Raw genomic sequence first — 19,810 nt, 5'->3', positions numbered from 1 at the left:
AATCCTCCTTATTCCACTTTCATTATAAAATTAGGACATCTCATAGTTTCTATTGTTGCAAATTCAAAATTTTCTATATTTTTATCAATATCTACTCTTTCTTTCACCTCAACTATATCTATTTCATCACTTTTTAAAAATATTAATTTTTTTAAAAATGCAAATTTATACTTTTCATTTATTTCATCAACTAACATTTGCCTAAGATCTAGCTCTATTTCCTCGTTAATATAGCTTTCTTCATATTCACTTATCATCTGTTCTATATCTATTTCTCCAATTCTTAGAAACTCAATTATTATCTCTGAAAGCTCTCTAACTGTTGGAACTAATTTTTTAAATTCTTCATCATTTTTGCTAGAATAATAATCTATAATTTCTTTAAATGTAGTATTTTTTTGTTTTACAATAAATTCTAAAATACAAGATATTATTCCCTTATATTCTTCTTTTCTTTTTCTAAGTTTATTTATTATTTCTTGTTCTTCTTTTATCTCCTCTATTTCAACCTCATCTTCTTCATCTTCTGATGTATATATCTTTTGTTCTTCAAGTATTTTATTTATATTAAATTTCTTTTTTATTTTAGGTACAAAAAAAGGATTAATTAGTTTATAGAAATTTTCTAAAGCCATGGCATTTTCTTCTATAGGCTTTAAAATATCTTCCTTTATATTTATCCTCTTATTACTATAATAATAACTTGCTTCTTCTAAAGCTTTTTTGTATTCATCCTTAAATTGAAAATGCTTACTTATAAGATAACCTGATTTTTGACTTATTGAAATCAAAAGCTCCTTTATTCTTCCAAGCTGCCTTAAAGATTCTAAATTTTCATCTATAATTTTATCATTTGACATTAATCTTTCTTCTTCTAATATTACAATATTTTTTAATTCTTCAAATCTATCATTTTGCTCTTTTAAAACTTCAATGTTTTTTAAAAAATTATTTTGAAACTCCTCTTGATTTATAGAAAATATATTTTCTCTTGTTTTATATATAAAATTATTTATTACACTTATTTGTGATCTAATGAGATTGTTTAAATTTTCTATTGCAGTTAATCCTTGAGAAAAGTTTTTTCTTTTTAAACTAAGCTCTAATATCATTTGATTTATATCAATTTGCATTTTTTCATCAATTTCTAGTGAGCTTAATAATAATCTGTACCCTTCCTGTGTAAGATAAAATGTGCTTTTATTTTTATTATCCTTTGAAGGCTTTTGCTGAAGAAGATGATATTCATAAGTTACACTTTCATTATTTGAGTAATTTAATGTGTTAAAAATAAAGGGCTTTCCTTCATTTCTAAGCACCCTATAAATTATAAACCTAGTAATTTCTCTAACTTCTTCCTCATTTATATACTTATTAAAATAATTTAAAATTATTTTATCTAAATAAGAAGACATATTATCTAATGTAGACTCTTCATCCTTTAATGATTTATCAAGCACAAAACACATTAAAATATAAACAAGATTTATCTGCTCATTAGTATCAAATCCGTAGTTTTTAAGCTGTGATGTTACAGATATTTTATTATCAATTAAAAATGAATAAGATAATTTTTCCATTCTCTTGTGAAAATTATTTAAAAAATCATACACTTTTATTTTCTCCTATTCTTAAAATTTGGTAATTTAATATTTCTTGAGGTATGTATTTACCATTTTCTAAAATATTTTTTATATTAGCTTCAATTTCTTTTAATTCATCATAAAAAATTCCTTTTATATTTTTATTTTGTTTATCCTTAGATGTATTTAAATTTACTTTTTTTGATTTTTTTATCATTTCTTTATATGCTTGTCTAAACAACTTTATTTTAAACTTACTTTCATATTTTTCTTTCAACCTTTCATATATTCCTATTCCTTCATAATCTATATCTCCCCAATAAACTAATTTATTAGGACTAAACAAGTATTTTTCAACAGTAAATTCGTACTCCTCTAATGATTTTTCAATACATTTTCCTTGACCATATATTATAGTAGAAAAAGACTCTCCTAAAAATGTATTTTGACCTTCTAACATCAATTTTCTCAAAGTATACCAAGTATCTTTATTTTCAATGATTAGAATATTTTGATTATCGTATTTGTTATTAGAAAAATAAACGAATGGCTCTGGAGTTGAATATATATTCATACTTTCTAAATTTATTCCTAAATTTTTAAGAATTCTCAATCCACCTTCATACTTTAAAAACTTTTCTTCCTGCCATATATCGTAGCTTCTTTCATTGATAGACATTGTAATATCTAATCTTTCACTACAATTTCTAAAGTAACTAGTTAGTTTTTCTATATAAATTTTATCTTCTTTATATTTGTCAATATTATTCAAATAATAATCTTTATTAAATGAAAAATAAAAACTATAATTGATTTCATCTATATATTTTGTATTATCTACAGCTTTTGTTAATATTCTGTACTTATTAAATAAAGCTGGATTCATTCCATTCAATTTACTACTTTTAATTTCTTTTAATTGCCCTTCATTTGTCAAATTATTAATAAAGTTTACTAACTGAATATAATCTCTTATTTTGAAGTATTCTTGAATTTCATTTACTGATACAATTTTCTTTTTAAAATCATAAATACTCTTTATTTCAATCACCTCCAGAATTGTTAAGTTCATTTTATCATAATATAGTTTATCCTTTATATAAAAAAACAAAAAAACTTCCTTTAAAAAACTCTGGTTCTAAAAGATTTCTATAATTTTTCCTTAACTTTATTAATAGATAATAGTTAATACTTTTGGTACAAAACTATCTCTATTTTAATACTATAAATAATATGACATAAATTTTTTCTTCTGGGGGTGACTATGTGAAACCTATTGTTCAAATAAAAGACCTTTCTATGAATTACTATACTTTAGAAGGAGAACTTGAGGTCTTAAGAGATATTAATTTAACTTTAGAAGAAGGTAAAATATTAGCACTTGTTGGTCCATCTGGATGTGGTAAATCTACTATTATGAATATACTATCAGGACTTATAAAACCAACTAAAGGTGACATTATTATAAATGGTAAAATGGGATATATGTTTCAAAGAGACCATTTACTAGAATGGCGAACTATCATGAATAACATTAAAATCGGACTTGAAATTCAGAAAAAATTAACTAATGAAGCTTTAGAAAAAATAGAAAGACTTCTTAAACTTTATGGTCTTTGGGAATTTAGAAATAATTATCCTAGAGAGCTATCAGGTGGGATGAGGCAAAGAGTTGCTTTAATTAGAACTCTTGCAATAAACCCTGATATTTTACTTTTAGATGAAGCTTTTTCAGCCCTTGATTATCAAACAAGACTTCTAGTTTGTGATGATATAACCAAGATTATAAAAAAAGAAAATAAAACTACTATAATTGTTACACATGACATAGCAGAAGCTATATCCATGGCAGACAAAATAGCAGTATTATCTAAAAGACCAGCTACAATAAAAAACATACATGACATAAGCCTTACAGTAAAAGGAGAAAAAACTCCACTTTCTTCAAGAGAAGCTCCTGAATTTAAAGACTATTTCAATACCATATGGAAGGAGCTTGATATAGATGAAAAACTACTCTAATGAATATATTAAATATTTAAAATCTATAAAAGACGAAAAAAGAAAAATTATTTTGTATCAAGTCTTAATATTTGCTTTATTTATAATTTTATGGGAGCTTGCAGCTAATTTTAAAATAATAGATGTATTCTTAACGAGTAAACCATCAGATATATTTAAGCTATTTATAAAATTTTCTATAAACGGTGAATTATTTAAACATATTGCAATATCAGTTTATGAAACAGTTCTAGGATTTATACTGGGAACAGTTGGAGGATTAATTATAGCAATTATTCTTTGGTGGAATAAAACTATAGCTAAAATATTAGACCCATTTTTAGTAGTTTTAAATGCCCTTCCTAAAACAGCACTAGCACCTATTCTTATAATATGGGCAGGAGCAGGGATTACCGGAATAGTAGTTATCGCACTAACAATTTCTATAGTTATTACAATCCTTTCAGCTTACAATTACTTTATAAATGTAGAGGAAGAAAAAATAAAAATGCTCAAAAGCTTTGGAGCTAATAAATTTCAAATACTAACGAAATTAATACTTCCCTCTAATATAGGAAATATAATTAATATAATAAAAATAAATATAGGAATGTCTTGGGTTGGAGTTATTGTTGGTGAATTTCTAGTATCAAGATATGGAATTGGATATTTAATCGTTTATGGAGGTCAAGTATTTAAACTAGATTTAGTAATGATGGGAGTATTTGTTCTTGCATTATGTGCTCTTTTGATGTATCAAATAGTTAATATAATTGAGAAAAAATATAAAGCTAGATAAAGCTAAATCTTCTATCCTAAATTTTTAATTTAAGATAGAAGATTATTTTTTTTAACTTCAGCAAAAATCCATATAATAATAGGTAAAATCACTTGAAAAGGAAAAGTATAATATGGCCATATATCTCCCATCCAATCAAATAAATCTATTATACTATTATGTATAAAATAAGATACATTTATTATAAGCAACGTCATAGGTATTACTATAAATCTATAATTATCAAATCCAAATATTCTTGTAATTCCTTTACATGTAGCTAATAAATATACACTTCCTTTAATAAATGTTCCTACTGGTAATAATACAGCAATTAGTATTTCTAAATTGTCAATTAAATTTCCAATATTTATTTTTGAGAAAGCATTACGAGTAGGAAAGTATAGACTTTGAGCTTTATTTGCACCTAAAACTAAAATTATAGATGTAGAAGTTAAAAATATTATACTTCCTCCTATAATTAACCCTGTTATATAAATTTTATAATGTGATTTATTTATAATATTTGAAAAAATCATAGTAAATATAAATAACTGAGCAAATGGAAAAGAAAGAGTTGAAAAAGCTCCTTTTATAATTGGTTTTATTCCATTAAATAAAACTGGAAAAATATTATCTATATTCATAACAGGAATTAACATTAACATAGATAATATTAAAAATGTAATAACTATACGACTAAAAAACTCTGCTACTCTTCCTAATGTTTCAATCCCTTCTTTTACTATCCAAGCACATAAAATCCCCATGGCTATAATGGGTAAAATCAAAGGCGTTTCAGTTAATGCAACCGCATTAACAAATTGACTATAATTCCTAAAAATCAATACTTCTGTATGAAAAACAAACCAAGTATATAATAAAATTATAAATTTTCCAGTAATCTTTCCAAAACAAATTTCAAGAATATAGAACAAATCTTTTTCCAAAAAAATTTGATGAAGTCTAGCACTTATTAATATAATTGGTAATGCTAATAATATTGATAAAATTATTGCTATCCATAAATCTTGTTTAGCTTCTAATCCTTCTATCATTATTGCAGAATTACCTAATATAAACATAATTATTATAAATAACCCTTGCTTATCAGAAATAACTTCTTTATTCATTAGTTGTTCCTCCAAATATTAGTTAACCTTATGTTTATATTATTCCTAATTCAACTAGATTTATAAAAAATTTCTTAAAATATTAATACAATCAATTTATGTATACACCAGTTCCATCCGAAATATTATCATATATCCATTTAGCATTTTCTACACTAAGTCTTATACATCCATGAGAAATAGATTTGCCTAGTCGTGAATCTACAATATTTTTTCCTTTAGAGTCATATAAAATTGAATGGAAATAATAGTTCTCATAAAATCTAACTTTATATTTTGCTTTTACTTTTTTATTATAAGAAGTAAGCCATGGCGCTCTTCCATTAATAGAAAAACTGCCTTTTACAGTTGGAGTTGAAACTTTTCCATCTGTACATACCATTGTTTTTTCAAGAATCCAATTGTTAGTTTTTCCTTTAAAAACATAAACTAAATTCTTTTCCGTATCTACCCATATAAAATAATCTGTTTTACTACTAAAGTTTTGTCCATTTACAAAAGCTTGTGCATTTTCTTTTTGTATATCCTCTTTTGAATATACTACTTTAATCTCCTCAGATTCCTTTCTTAAAATTTCTCCATATTTATTTTTAACTGCTAAACCTACTTTATATGCCCCTGTTTCAGTTGTAGGATACTCAAATAAATTTTCTTCACTATATTCTTTTGTATATATTTCATTAGAATCTCTATATATACTCCATTTATATATTATATCTTCTCCTTTACAAACCGCTTTGAATTTTAAAACATTTCCAACAAGTTCATATTTGCCTTCATTAATATTTACTAAATCTACATTAAATCCATCTGTGGTTTTTATATTATTTTCCTGTGCATATACATCATTAGAAAATACAACTTGATCTTGAAACAAAACTAACATAAGAATTATCACATATAAAACAGATGCTTTAAACTTAACTAACATGTTTTCCTCCCCCAATTATATTTAGTAAAACATAACACATTACAAAGTAAATATATGGATTAATTGTAGATTTTATGAAGATTTTTTATTTGTTTTAAAATAATAAAAAAATTCGCTTCATGCTATCGCATAGCTCATGTCGCCAACGAGTCCTAACGGACTTTGTTGCTCAAAATAGTTGATACTTTTATTCAGTTACCAAAGTTACAGTTTAAAAAATTTATAATTTCCTATAGAGTAAAAAAAGAGTTATGCTTATTAGGCGTAACTCTTTTTAGTAATCATCTATTTACAAACTATTTATAAAAATATTCACCATCTATTTTTTTATAAAAATCTTTGCTTTTACTCTTAAATGGTCTAGAATTAAAAAACAAACATTCCTCAATATTATTTATACCTTCTAATGCTTTTTTAGCAGCTATACTGCTTATATTACTTGGCTTTAAACTCTTAAAAGATTCTTTATGTGCAGGTGGAAACTGCTTACCTTGAAAAATCACTTCATATACGCTATTAGGAAATTTATTGCTTTTCACTCTATTAAGTACTACATTGGCTATTGCAATTCTGCTTTCTAGTGAAGTATTACCTACTTCTACAATTCTTGCAATCCACAACATATCTTCATCCGTATATGATCTTTTTTCAAATTTTTCTTTTGCAATTTCTAAACCTTCTTTTCTTATATCTACCGTAAATGTATCTTGTACCCATTTAACATCACAGTTCAAATTTTCAGAAACAAATCTTAATGGTATGTAAGTTCTTCCTTCTCTAATAAAAGGCTTTAAATCAAGCTTATATTCTTTTCCATTAATATATGCAATATCACTACCTATAGTTAACTTCATATTTTTTCCTTCGTAATCAATTACAATTTCACGAGTTTTATCTATCCATGTAATTTTACCATTTAATGCTTCAACAACAAATCTAGCCAATACAAATACTCTATCATCTATTAATATATTTTTCTTATCACTTTTAACATAGTTATCATTTATTTTCATACTTACTTCTACCTCAAGAGCAGAACATACATTCATAGAAACTAACAATATGGCAAATATTACACAAGCAAAAATTCTTCTTTTGTTTTTCATTTGAATCCTCCCTTAATTTAAATGTCATGAATATTATATATACTATAACTTATTTCCCATTTGTAACACGAATATACCTATATTAACACTTTATAGATAATAATTCTTTTAATTGTAATTATTATTTTATATCTACATAAAATTAAATAGGATGCTTATTTTTTAAGGGGGAATTAATATGAAAGATAAATCATGGATAAAGATTGCAAGTATATATGTTGGTACAATAATAGGTGCAGGATTTGCTTCTGGACAAGAGATTATGAATTTTTTTGGAAAGTTTGGATTTAAAGGTTTGTTAGGAATACTTATTTCAACTATGTTATTTTGTTTAATTGGATCTATAATATTAATTACCACATACGAAAGTAAAATAAATACTTATAATCAACTTTTAGCAAAAATATTTGGAAAAAATATATGTAAAATAATAGATTTTATAATAATATTATTTTTACTTGCTGGCTACTGCATAATGCTTGCTGGAAGCGGAGCTCTTTTTTATGAACAATTTAATATTAACCATAATATAGGTATTATTATTATGGCAATAACCACTTTTTTTACATTTATATATAGCCTAAAAGGATTGTCTCTTGTAAATACCATTATAGTTCCTTTCTTATTAATAGTAATAGTTTTTATAGGAGGAATTGTAATTTTTAATGAGGGAATTGATTTTAATGCTTTAAATGAAATAAATTCCTTAAATAACGACAACTTTATATTATCATCAATAACATATGTAGGATACAACATGATACCTTCTTTAGTTATTTTAACTTCTATAAGCCCTATTATTGATAAAAAGAAAAATGCAATAAAGGGTGGAATAGTAGGAGGATTATTTTTAGGAATACTTTCTTTATTTATTTTAATGCCTTGTCTTATATTATATAAAGATATATCTTCTTTAGAAATACCTATGCTTAATATTGCTAGCTACTCAAGCTATAAAGGAAAATATTTATATTCCATTATACTTTGGTGTGCAATGTTTACTACTGCAATAGGTAATGGATTTGGTTTTATAAAAAGAATTTCTCCTTTATTTAAAATAAATGATAAGATATTAGCTTTTATACTATCTTTTACATCTATATTTTTAGCCAAATTTGGATTTTCAAATTTAGTTTCAACTATATATCCTCTATTCGGATATATAAGCCTTTTTATATTAATATTTGCTCTCATTAAGTTTATATTATATAAGTTGTCAAATTCTCATTAAATTCCCCGGGAAATATTCCTATAATGCTATTTTTTGCATAAAAAAACGGCTATCTATTTTGATAACCGTTTTTTTTATCTAATTTTCTACTATTTTTTTTATATTATCAAATATATCTTTATTTTTTTGAATTTGTTCTTCAGCTCCTACAACACAATTGTAGCTTTCTTTTAACATTTTTTCTAAAATACTTCCATAATTTCTAATATCCTGTGCTGTTGTAGATAAAACTTCTTCTCTTATTTTTTGAAGTTCTTCCTGTGGTGTTTCACTTATATACATAGAATCCGCCATGGCAGCCTTAGCATCAGGATCTGCTGGAGTATCAAGGGAAGCAAAGGTTCCTATAATAAAGTTTGTCATTTCTCTCTCATCCGCATTGAAATTTTTTAAATAGTCAACAGATTTATCAAATATATTTAAAGTTTCCTTTAAGTTAGGATCTTCCCAAGAAACAAACATTACACTATTGCTTCTTATAGAAACTCCTCCACCATATGCTCCACCTTTAACACGAACTTCCTGCCATAAATAATCATTATCTAGTATATTTTTAAGAACCATTAATTTGCCAATTTCTTTAAAATCAGATTCCATTTTTCCTACTTTAGCTATATATTGAACTTTAGAAGGAATAATAAAACCTTCATCATTAGAATTATCGTCAAATTTATATATTTGAGTTGAATATTTTTCATCCTTTATTTTATTAGAAAAATCATTAAATAATTCTTCAAATTTTAAATAGCCTTTTTCATCTCCTGTATAACTTACAATTAAATTTTCTTTATTAAAAACTAATTTGTTTACATAGTCTAAATTTTTTACTATTTCATCATACTTTCGATCAAAGTTATCATCTAAATCACATATGAATTTATAGAAATCTATATTGTTTAAATAATCATTATATTTTCCTTCATCAGATATATAAGCTCCTGCACGACTTATAGCAATTCCCATTCCAGCATTGCTAATATTATTTTCAAAATCAGCTCTTTGCATTTGAATAATTTCTCTTAAATGCTCTTTATTTGTAAATTTAGTATGGTTTATTATCTCATCTAAAATTTCAAAAGCATAAGGCAGTTTATCATTAAGAGAAACAATATCTACAACCATTCTAGGTTCATATTTATCACTATTATACTTTCTAAAGGTTGTAGCATCAAAGCTAATTCCACCTATATATCTATCCATTTTATCTTCAAGTTCCATATAGTCAGACTTATCTGTATCCATATCTCCTAAAACATAAGATAATAAACTTAAGTATAAAAGCTTATCTTGAGGTACTTTAGAAGTGTCAAAATACATTTTTGTATAGTCTATTCCATTTGTAAAAAGTGAATGTGATAATATTTTAATTCCATTTTTACTTTTTTCAACTGTTGGAATTTTATCTACTTTTGTATTTAAATCGCTTAAAGATAAAGTTGGTACTGTAGCTATTGCTTCTTTTGAGTCTGGAGTTTCCTGCCATTTTTTTAACTCCTGTGTCTCTTTAACTAAATTATCTATCTCCTCTTTTGAAAGCTTTGATTTATACTCAGAAAGCTTATTTTTAAGTTTAGCTATATTTTCTTCTTCTAACCCTTGTTTTGGCTTTAGGACTACTAAAGATGAATGATTATTATTTAATAAATATTTTTGTATTAAATTTTCAAAATACTTTTCATCTATTTTTCCCTTAAAAGTTTTAAATTTAGAATCTAGTTGTAATTGCTTAATAGGATTTTGATCATAAAGCCAACTATTTACAACAAGCATTTCATAAACTTGACCTTTAAAATTACTATTTGTTACAGCTCTTTTTACAAGCTCATATGAATTAAAAATAGATTCTAATTTATTCTTAGATTGTTCATCAAAACCTTCTTTTATAACTTTTCTCAAAGTATCATCTACTATTTTTTCAAATTTTTCCTTATCCTGTTCATTTGCATTTTCCACTAAAATACTAAATGTTGGATGCATATAAGAAGGATCATACATAGCTCCAGAATCTAGTCCTATATTATTTTCCTTTAATGCCTTTTTTAGTGGAGAATAGTCACTCCCTGTAAGTAAATCACTTAGTATACTCATACCTATTGAATCTTCATCACTTATATTATTTATTGCATAGTTTAAAGATAAATAAGTTTTATCTTTAATATCGCTATCTTTAGGTATAGGATAATATCCTATTTTTACTTTTCTTTTTGCTAAAGGATTTTGTTTTTTTATAGAAGTATCCACTTCTTTTTTATCAAACTTACTAAGATAATTCTTATCTATGAATTTTAGCTCTTTTTCAATATCTAAATTTCCATATAAGAAAATACAGCTATTAGATGGAACATAATATTTTTTATGAGTATCTATAAACTTTTCATAAGTTAAATTTGGTATTTCATCAGGATTTCCACCTGATTCATATTTATATATAGTATCTGGATAAAGAGATTTAGTTATTTCATTAAATAATAATCTATAAGGAGATGAATAAGCGCCCTTCATTTCACTATAAACTATTCCGTTAATCTCAATTTCTGACTCAGGTGACTCTAGTTCATAATGCCAACCTTCTTGCTTAAATATTTTAGGATTACTATATATATTTGGATAAAATACAGCATCTAAATATACACTCATTAAATTTTCTAAATCTTTCTCATTTTTGCTAGCAACAGGATAAGTAGTATAATCTGCTGCTGTCATAGCATTTAAAAAAGTTTGAAGAGATTGTTTTTTCATTAATAAAAAAGGATCCTTTACTGGATATTTTTTAGACCCACATAAAACCGAATGCTCTATTATATGATTCACTCCTGTATTATCAGTAGGTGGAGTTTTAAAGCTTATAGAAAATCTTTTATTATTGTCCTTATTTTGTAAATAATAAAGCTTCGCTCCACTTTTAATATGATTAAATTCCATAAGTGTAGATTGTATATCCTCTATATACCTTTTAGATTTAAGATTAAATCCACTGTATATATTGTTTTCTACAAATTGTGAATTTAATGAATCTGCATATACAGGTATTTGAATGCCAAATAGAAATCCATTAAAAAGTAAAGTACATACTAAAATAGATATTATGGATTTTAAATACTTTCTCATTTTATTTCCTCCTTTTCTCCTGTAAATTTAGTGTATACATTATTATATTTTGTATGTATTATCCTAAAAAAGTTATATTTTGTCAATCGAATCCAGTAAAATTTAAGGATAATTTAAGGTAAAAAAAATATAGAGCTTTTAAAGCTCTATGTTATTTTTTAACCTTTATTTTTAAAATTTCTTCAATATTATTAAAGTTTTTATCCATACTTTCTACATTATCCATATTAGTTATAATTATAGGAGTTATTGTATCTTTTTCATATTTTTTTATATATTCTAAATCAACTTCAATGATAGGTGTTCCTTTTTTTACTTTACTTCCAACCTCTATAAGTCTTTTAAATCCTTCTCCTTTTAAACTAACTGTATCTATACCTATATGAACCAATATTTCAATTCCTTCTTTTGTTGTTATTCCAAATGCATGATTAGTTGGAAAAATTTGAGTTATTGTTCCATCACAAGGTGCTACAGCAATATTATTGCTTGGTATCACAGCTACTCCATCTCCAAGCATTTTGCTAGAAAAAGCCTCATCATTTACTTTTGTTATATCTACAATTTCTCCATCAAAAGGTGCTTTTATAATTAATTCTTTATTTTTTACAAAAAAACTAAACATTTTACTACCTCCTATAAATATTCTTCCTTTAATTTTTCTAAATCTAATTTAGATGCAGCTTCTTTATCAACTATAAATACTACATCTGGATGAAGCTGTAAAACTGATGCAGGAAGCTTTGGAGTTATTTTACCATAAATAGCTTTATAAATTGCATCTGATTTTTCAATACCACTAGCTAAAAGAATTATTTTTTTTGCATGCATTATAGTTTTTATTCCCATACTTATTGCTTTAGTTGGAACGTCTTCTATAGAATCAAAAAATCTAGAATTATCCTTTATAGTTTGTTCATCTAAATTAACCATGTGAGTTAAAGCTTCAAATTTTATATCAGGCTCATTAAATCCTATGTGACCATTTCTTCCTATTCCTAAAACTTGAATATCTATTCCTCCAGCTTTTCTTATTTTTCTTTCATATTCTAAGCACTCATCATCAATATTTTTAGCCATGCCATTTGGTATATTAACTTTATTCATATCTATATTAATATATTTAAAGAAATTTTCATACATATAATAATAATAACTTTGTTCATTATTCTTATTTAATCCGTAATATTCATCTAAATTAAAAGTAGTAACTTCTTCAAAATCAATATGTCCATCTTCGTAAGTTTTTATAAGCTGTTTATACATTCCAAGAGGAGTGGAACCAGTAGCTAGTCCTAAAACACTATTAGGTTTTAATATAAGCTGACTAGCCACAATATTTGCAGCTTTTTTACTAACCTGATTATAGTTATCAACACAAATAATTCTCATTAAAACTTCACCTCACAGCATTTCCATTAATTATAGTTTTTAAAATATTTATATTCTTATCAAATATCACTAAATCTGACATTTTTCCTTTTCCTATACTTCCTAATTTATCATCTAATCCTATAGCTTTTGCAGGATTTAAACTTGCCATATTAACTATTTCATTTAATTTATAGTTTGTATTGTCTTTTATATTTTTTACTGCTTCATTTAATTTAAGTATACTCCCTGCCAAAGTTTTATTTTCAAGTCTTGCACTATTTTCATCTACTATTACCCTTTGTCCACCTAAGTCATATTCTCCACATTTCATACATCCTGCTCTCATAGAATCTGTTATTAAAATTACTTTATCCTTTTTGTTTATATCTATAAAGGCTTGGAAAAATCCTTTATGAACATGAATAGTATCAGCTATTATCTCACAATATATATCCCTTGAAAATACAGCTCCTATAACACCTGGATTTCTATGATGAAGCCCATTCATTCCATTAAATGTGTGTGTAACATAATTCACTCCATTATCCATGGCTCTTAATGCTTGTTCAAAAGTAGCATTAGTATGTCCTATGGAGAGGGTTATATTTTTATGTTTTTTCATATTTTCTATAAATTTATATTCTTCATCTTCTTCTGGAGCAAAAGTTATTATTTTTAAAATATCTAAATATGGTTTTATAAATTCATAATCTGGCTTTAATATATATTTTTCGTTTTGAGCACCTTTATATTTTTTATTTATAAATGGACCCTCTAGGTGAACTCCATAAATTTTAGCACCCTCTACTTTATTTATGCATTTTTTTATATTTTCTAAAGCATTTATTATATCTTTTTTAGGCATAGTCATTGTAGTAGGTAAAAAAGATGTTACTCCAGTTTTAACTATGGATTTTGAAATATTATTTACTGCTTCAAATGTAGCATCCATAGTATCAAAGCCTCCACTGCCATGGATATGAAGATCAATAAAACCAGGAGACACAAAATTGTCTTTTGCATCTATAATTTCTTCAATATCGGTTATATTAAATTCATCTTTTTTTACGATATCTATTACTTCTTTATCATATAAAAGTATATAATTATTTAAAATGCTATCTTCTAAAATTATTTTTCCATTTATAATGGCTTTCATAAAATCATCTCCTAAAGATTTGAAGAAGCTTTTATAAAAGCTTCTTCATTCTTGTAGATAAAAGTTCTACCTTAGTTCCAACAATAACTTGCATATTCTTATCATTTATTTTTAATACTCCTGATGCTCCTAAACTTTTTAGTTTATTTTCATCAACTATAGAAGTATCTTTTAATGTAAGTCTAAGTCTAGTTATACAAGAATCTAATTCTATTATATTTTCTTTTCCACCTAAAGCTTGTAAATATGCTTTAGCTGATTCATCCATATTATCTTTTTTTGTTGAATTATCAGAATCATTTTCTTCTATTACATCTTCTCTACCAGGAGTTTTTATATTAAATTTCTTAATTGCAAACACAAATACAAAGTAATATATTACACCAAATACTAATCCTACAGGTACTAAAAGCCATCCTTTAGTAGCTAAATTCATATTTATTATATAATCTATAGCTCCTGCTGAAAATCCAAAGCCATGGTGTATTCCAAGTGTATATGTTAGTGCCATGGATATTCCTGTAAGAACTGCATGAACTAAATATAAAGCTGGTGCTATAAACATAAACATAAATTCTAATGGTTCTGTAATACCAGTTAAAAATGCTGTAAAAGCAACTGATGCTAAAACACCTGCTACAGCCTTTTTATTTTCCTTTTTAGCTGTAGTATACATAGCTAAAGCTGCTGCTGGAAGGCCAAACATCATTATAGGGAAAAATCCAGTCATAAACATTCCTGCACTTGCATCTCCTGCAAGAAATCTATTTAAATCTCCTGTAACTCCATTGTAATTTCCAAATATAAACCATACTATATTATTCATAATATGATGAAGTCCAGTAGGAATTAATAATCTATTTAATAATCCAAATACAAATAATCCAATTGAGCCTGTTCCTATTATCCAATTACCAACAGAGTCTATTCCACCTCCAACATAAGGCCAAATATAACCAAATACAAGTCCTAACATTATACAACATACAGATGTTATAATAGGTACAAAACGCTTTCCACCAAAAAATCCTAAAAAATCAGGAAGTTTAATATCATGATACTTATTATAAAGATTTCCTGCTAAAATTCCTGCTATCATACCTGCTAAAACTCCCATATTAATATCAGCATTTATAGCTTTAGCACAAGAATCTAAAGTAAAATATCCAACAGCACCAGCAAGACCTGCTGATCCTTGACCATCTTTAGCAAATCCTATTGCTACACCTATTGCAAATAAAACTGGTAAATTATTAAATACCGAAGATCCTGCTGCTGTTATAAATGGTAAATTCCAAAGTACACCTAATCTTAAAAATATAGCCACAACAGGCATTACAGCTATAGGTAGCATTAGAGACTTTCCTAATTTCTGAAACTTGCCAAAAACATTACTATTACTCATTATAATTCCTCCTTTTACTTATTTGTAATTATTTTAAATTATAAAAAGGCACAAACCTATAGACAGAAAAATTATTTTCCATCTCGTAGGTTTACGCCTGATTTTCAGTAACGTACCTAATTTATCATTTAATTTTTAATCTTTCTATATGAATTGCCATATATCCAAGTTCTTGTTCTGGAACAATAGTTTTATATTCTTCTTCAATTTTTCCTTTTATTTTTTTTATTATTTCAAAAGAATCCTTAAATTCTTCCTTTATATTATTTAACAATGGGTTTTCTATATATTTTTTATTTTTTATTCTATCCAAAGCACCTTGTAAATGATGTATTAATCTTTTGTAATTATAACCTGTCTTATTTAATTTTATATTTAAACCACCTTCTATTATTTCAATTATTTCATTTAAAATTCTAGTATTCTTTATAGTTTCCTTTACATTAGTGTTCTTTCTTGCAGAATGAAGATGCATAGTTATAAAGCCTATTTCTCCATATCCTAAATCTACATTTAATTCTTCCTTTATCATATTTATTCCTATAGAAGCAATATCAAATTCATCTGGATATAAAATCTTAATTTCATCAATGAAAGGATTGCTTATTTCAAGACCTGCTTTTATTCTTTCTATGGCAAATCCTATATGATCTGTAAGTAATATGTGAATATGACTATTTAAATCTCCTAATTTTTTTTCAGCAATATCTATAATTTTTTCACTTATTTCTATTATCTTTGAATCTATTTGTTTTACAATCCTAAAATATTCATTTTTCATTTTCTCATCATAAGCTATAAAGGACTTTTCTATATTGTCATATGGAATATACACCTTTTTATTTTCCTTTTTTCCAAATCCTATTCCTCTTCCCATAATTATAGTTTCTTCCTTATTCTTCAAATCAAAAGCTAAAACTATATTATTATTTAAAACTTTTAGTATTCTAAAATTATTTTTATTCAATCTAATCCCTCCTATAAGAATTTGGAAATAAAAAAGTCTTTATTCTAAAGATTTTACAATGTAGACTTTTTTGAAATTTCATGGCGCCAACGAATTCTAACGAATTCCGTTGCTTAAAACTCATAACGGAATTTATATTTATCCACAATTTAAATAGGAATATAATTTCCTATTCGTTATAAAAAGGCGTAAACTTATATACAAATATAATTCCTCTCATATTTGTACATAAGTTTACGCCTTTTTTACAGTAACGCACTAAATTTATCATTTAATTTTGATAATTAAATAATAACACATCAGGAAAACCTTTGTCAATACTTATATTTTAAAAAGCTCTAAGGTTGTACTTAGAGCTTTTTAAAATTTATTTATTTAATCTTTTTTCTAATTCTTCTTTTTCTTTTTCAAATCCTGGTTTTCCAAGAAGTGCAAACATATTTTTCTTATACGCTTCAACTCCTGGTTGATCAAATGGATTTACTCCTAATATATACCCGCTTATTGCACAAGCTTTTTCAAAGAAATACACTAAATATCCAAAATAATATTCAGTTAAGCTCGGTATATTAATTACTAAATTTGGAACATTTCCATCAACATGTGCAAGTACTGTTCCTTCAAAAGCCTTTTTATTTACAAAGTCCACAGTTTTTCCTGCTAAATAATTAAGCCCATCTAGATTTTTATCATCTTCTTTAATAGTTATTTCTCTTCTAGGATTTTCTACATTAAATACTGTTTCAAATAAATCTCTTCTACCATCTTGAATATACTGTCCCATTGAATGAAGATCTGTTGAAAAATCAACTGAAGCTGGGAATATTCCTTTTTGATCCTTTCCTTCACTTTCTCCATATAATTGCTTCCACCACTCAGCAACAAAATGAAGAGATGGCTCATAGTTTACCATAAGCTCTATATTTTTTCCTTTTCTATGAAGAACATTTCTTACAGCTGCATATTGATAGCAGTGATTTTCTTCTAAATTAGCATTATTATATTCATTGTGTGCATCTAATGCACCCTTCATTATATCATCTACATTAATTCCAGCTGTAGCTATAGGTAAAAGTCCGACAGCAGTTAAAACTGAGAAACGTCCTCCTACATCATCTGGAATTATAAACGTTTCATATCCTTCATTTTCTGCAAGCTGTCTTAGGGCACCTTTTTTAGCATCAGTTGTTGCAAATATTCTCTCTTTAGCTTCTTCTTTCCCATATTTATTTTCTAAATATTCCTTAAATATTCTAAAAGCAATAGCAGGTTCTGTAGTAGTTCCTGATTTAGATATAACATTTATAGATATATCTTTATCTTTTATTACATCCATTAAATTCATAATATATGTAGAACTAATATTATTACCTACAAAATAAACCTCAGGAGCTTTTCTATCTTCTTTAGATAAATTATTTCTAAAAGAATGTCCAAGCATTTCTATAGCTGCTCTAGCTCCAAGATAAGATCCTCCTATTCCTATTACTAATAAAACATCTGAATTATTCTTTATTTTCTCAGCAGCTAATTTTATTCTTTCAAACTCTTCTTTATCATAATTTAAAGGAAGATCAAGCCATCCTAAAAAATCGTTTCCTGGACCTGTTTTGTTGTGTAAAAGCTCATGAGCCATCTTTATAGACGGAACCATAAAATCCACTTCTTCTTTTCTCACAAAATTTAGTGCATTAGAATAATTAAAAGTTATTTTGTTCATTTTTTTCTCCTTTCATAAATAATATTTAAATTTACATTATAATTATACATTAATATTACATTAATTTCTAATATATTTTATTTTTAAAATTTTATATTTTATTTTAAATTTATTTTTCATTAACAGAATATAAATCAAGCCTTCTGTGCTTTAAGAGAGGAAGCTCACTTCTTACTTTTTCAAGATAGTCTAAATCTATCTCAGAATATAGTATTCCCTCCTTTTCATCAAGTTCTCCTAATATTTTCCCAAAAGGATCACAGATTATACTATGTCCATAAGCTAAATAGCTTTCATTTTCATTTCTAGCTGGACTTACTGCACAAAAATAAACTTGATTATCCATAGCTCTACCCCTTATAATAATTTCCCAATGAGCAGGTCCTGTTACATAATTAAATGCAGCAGGAACTATTATAAGTTTTACCCCTTTTTGAACCATTATTCTAAATATTTCAGGAAATCTCATATCATAACATATAGCAATCCCTACTTTGCAATACTGGGTATCAAATACAGTTATATTTTTACCATAAGAGAATGTATCTGATTCTTTCATTTTAACTCTATCTTTAATATCTATATCAAATAAATGAACTTTTCTATGTTTTCCTACTATTTTTCCTTCTTTATCAAATACAAAAGATGTATTATAATATTTTTCACCTTCTTTTTCAGGAACAGACCCACCTATAATATATACTCCTTTTTCTTTTGCAATAGATGATAATATATTTAAAGTTTCACTTTTACCTTCTTCTTCAGCATATATCTTAAAAGCATCATTTCTATAAGGACAATTAAACATCTCTCCTAAAGAAATTATTTTCGCACCATTATCTACAGCTTCTTCTATAAGTTTTACAACTCTTTTTATATTATTTTCTTTATTATCTTCAACTAAAGTTTGACATAGTGCTATTTTAAATTTATTTTTTTGACACATAATCATTCCCCCTTACATAAAATCTCCATTAGCTCGTTGCAGAACTCTACAACTCGCATAAATACTACATTTAAATTTATAGAAATGGCTAAGTTTCCCCCATTTTGGGTATATATACATTAACTAGATGTGTATAACTCAAAATGAAAAAAGGAGGAAAAACTTATGCCAGTTCAAGCTAAACAATTAAACTTTTCTAATATTTCTTCTGATTTTGAAAAGTTTTTTAATCAAAATCAATACAATTTACTTTCTATGTTAAATCATTTTTTTGATATTAGTGATTTCATCCCACTTTCTTTTTATCAAAAATATTATTCTAATTTTGGACGTAAAAGAAATTTTTCTCTTGAATCTATGATTAATGC

General features: G+C 25.8%; 16 protein-coding genes and 1 pseudogene. 4 read left to right on the top strand and 13 right to left on the bottom strand.

Annotated elements, in window-relative coordinates; all coding sequences use genetic code 11:
• Window positions 1-8 precede the first annotated feature (8 nt).
• Together BUA77_RS07605 and BUA77_RS07600 are read right to left on the bottom strand one after the other, a co-directional pair.
• Window positions 9-1,613: a hypothetical protein gene (locus tag BUA77_RS07605; protein ID WP_072888875.1), complete on the bottom strand. Its 1,605-nt coding sequence runs from the start codon at window positions 1,611-1,613 to the stop codon at window positions 9-11.
• Complete coding sequence (locus BUA77_RS07600) at window positions 1,606-2,694, bottom strand: Wadjet anti-phage system protein JetD domain-containing protein (protein WP_084605617.1); 1,089 nt, start codon at window positions 2,692-2,694, stop codon at window positions 1,606-1,608. The genes BUA77_RS07605 and BUA77_RS07600 overlap by 8 nt, the downstream gene beginning before the upstream one ends.
• A gap of 155 nt (window positions 2,695-2,849) precedes the next feature.
• Between BUA77_RS07600 and BUA77_RS07595 the strand changes: the two genes are divergently transcribed.
• Both BUA77_RS07595 and BUA77_RS07590 read left to right on the top strand, forming a co-directional pair.
• The gene (locus BUA77_RS07595; protein WP_242939099.1) at window positions 2,850-3,605 is read left to right on the top strand and encodes an ABC transporter ATP-binding protein; all 756 of its coding nucleotides are present in this window, start codon (window positions 2,850-2,852) and stop codon (window positions 3,603-3,605) included.
• Window positions 3,589-4,383, top strand: a complete 795-nt coding sequence (locus BUA77_RS07590) for an ABC transporter permease (RefSeq protein ID WP_072888873.1) — start codon at window positions 3,589-3,591, stop codon at window positions 4,381-4,383. Before BUA77_RS07595 ends, BUA77_RS07590 begins: the two co-directional genes overlap by 17 nt.
• Before the next feature lie 29 nt (window positions 4,384-4,412).
• Here BUA77_RS07590 and BUA77_RS07585 read toward each other — a convergent pair whose 3' ends face one another.
• The 3 genes from BUA77_RS07585 to BUA77_RS07575 form a co-directional block, all read right to left on the bottom strand.
• Window positions 4,413-5,495, bottom strand: coding sequence for a GerAB/ArcD/ProY family transporter (locus tag BUA77_RS07585; protein WP_072888871.1), 1,083 nt, complete (start codon window positions 5,493-5,495; stop codon window positions 4,413-4,415).
• Between the two features lie 91 nt (window positions 5,496-5,586).
• Window positions 5,587-6,426 carry a L,D-transpeptidase gene (locus tag BUA77_RS13360; RefSeq protein ID WP_242939098.1) on the bottom strand — a complete coding sequence of 280 codons (840 nt, stop codon included), beginning with the start codon at window positions 6,424-6,426 and terminating at the stop codon, window positions 5,587-5,589.
• A gap of 296 nt (window positions 6,427-6,722) precedes the next feature.
• Window positions 6,723-7,532 carry a stalk domain-containing protein gene (locus tag BUA77_RS07575; RefSeq protein WP_072888870.1) on the bottom strand — a complete coding sequence of 270 codons (810 nt, stop codon included), beginning with the start codon at window positions 7,530-7,532 and terminating at the stop codon, window positions 6,723-6,725.
• Between the two features lie 178 nt (window positions 7,533-7,710).
• Between BUA77_RS07575 and BUA77_RS07570 the strand changes: the two genes are divergently transcribed.
• Window positions 7,711-8,763: a YkvI family membrane protein gene (locus tag BUA77_RS07570; protein ID WP_072888869.1), complete on the top strand. Its 1,053-nt coding sequence runs from the start codon at window positions 7,711-7,713 to the stop codon at window positions 8,761-8,763.
• A 78-nt stretch (window positions 8,764-8,841) separates the two neighbouring features.
• Here BUA77_RS07570 and BUA77_RS07565 read toward each other — a convergent pair whose 3' ends face one another.
• The 8 genes from BUA77_RS07565 to BUA77_RS07530 form a co-directional block, all read right to left on the bottom strand.
• On the bottom strand, window positions 8,842-11,871 hold the full coding sequence (locus tag BUA77_RS07565) for an insulinase family protein (RefSeq protein WP_084605616.1): 3,030 nt from the start codon (window positions 11,869-11,871) through the stop codon (window positions 8,842-8,844).
• Window positions 11,872-12,022: 151 nt separating this feature from the next.
• Window positions 12,023-12,496, bottom strand: coding sequence for a PTS sugar transporter subunit IIA (locus tag BUA77_RS07560; protein ID WP_072888868.1), 474 nt, complete (start codon window positions 12,494-12,496; stop codon window positions 12,023-12,025).
• Between the two features lie 11 nt (window positions 12,497-12,507).
• Window positions 12,508-13,263: a glucosamine-6-phosphate deaminase gene (gene nagB, locus BUA77_RS07555; RefSeq protein WP_072888867.1), complete on the bottom strand. Its 756-nt coding sequence runs from the start codon at window positions 13,261-13,263 to the stop codon at window positions 12,508-12,510.
• A gap of 7 nt (window positions 13,264-13,270) precedes the next feature.
• Entirely contained in the window at window positions 13,271-14,404 is a 1,134-nt protein-coding gene (gene nagA, locus BUA77_RS07550) for an N-acetylglucosamine-6-phosphate deacetylase (protein ID WP_072888866.1), read from the bottom strand.
• A 31-nt stretch (window positions 14,405-14,435) separates the two neighbouring features.
• The gene (gene nagE, locus BUA77_RS07545) at window positions 14,436-15,809 is read right to left on the bottom strand and encodes an N-acetylglucosamine-specific PTS transporter subunit IIBC (RefSeq protein WP_072888865.1); all 1,374 of its coding nucleotides are present in this window, start codon (window positions 15,807-15,809) and stop codon (window positions 14,436-14,438) included.
• Between the two features lie 124 nt (window positions 15,810-15,933).
• A complete protein-coding gene (locus BUA77_RS07540; RefSeq protein ID WP_072888864.1) occupies window positions 15,934-16,776 on the bottom strand; it encodes a PRD domain-containing protein in 843 nt (280 codons plus the stop codon).
• A gap of 367 nt (window positions 16,777-17,143) precedes the next feature.
• Complete coding sequence (locus BUA77_RS07535) at window positions 17,144-18,496, bottom strand: glucose-6-phosphate isomerase (RefSeq protein ID WP_072888863.1); 1,353 nt, start codon at window positions 18,494-18,496, stop codon at window positions 17,144-17,146.
• A 109-nt stretch (window positions 18,497-18,605) separates the two neighbouring features.
• Window positions 18,606-19,442, bottom strand: coding sequence for a carbon-nitrogen hydrolase family protein (locus BUA77_RS07530; protein WP_072888862.1), 837 nt, complete (start codon window positions 19,440-19,442; stop codon window positions 18,606-18,608).
• 165 nt (window positions 19,443-19,607) lie between these two features.
• Here BUA77_RS07530 and BUA77_RS07525 point away from each other — a divergent pair.
• Window positions 19,608-19,810 (top strand): annotated as a pseudogene (locus BUA77_RS07525) (hypothetical protein); the annotation flags it as partial.

It is taken from the genome of Tepidibacter formicigenes DSM 15518 (genome assembly GCF_900142235.1).
Classification (GTDB): domain Bacteria; phylum Bacillota; class Clostridia; order Peptostreptococcales; family Peptostreptococcaceae; genus Tepidibacter; species Tepidibacter formicigenes.
The sequence above is the reverse complement of the archived record's forward strand: the minus strand, read 5'-3'. Positions and strand labels throughout refer to the sequence as shown.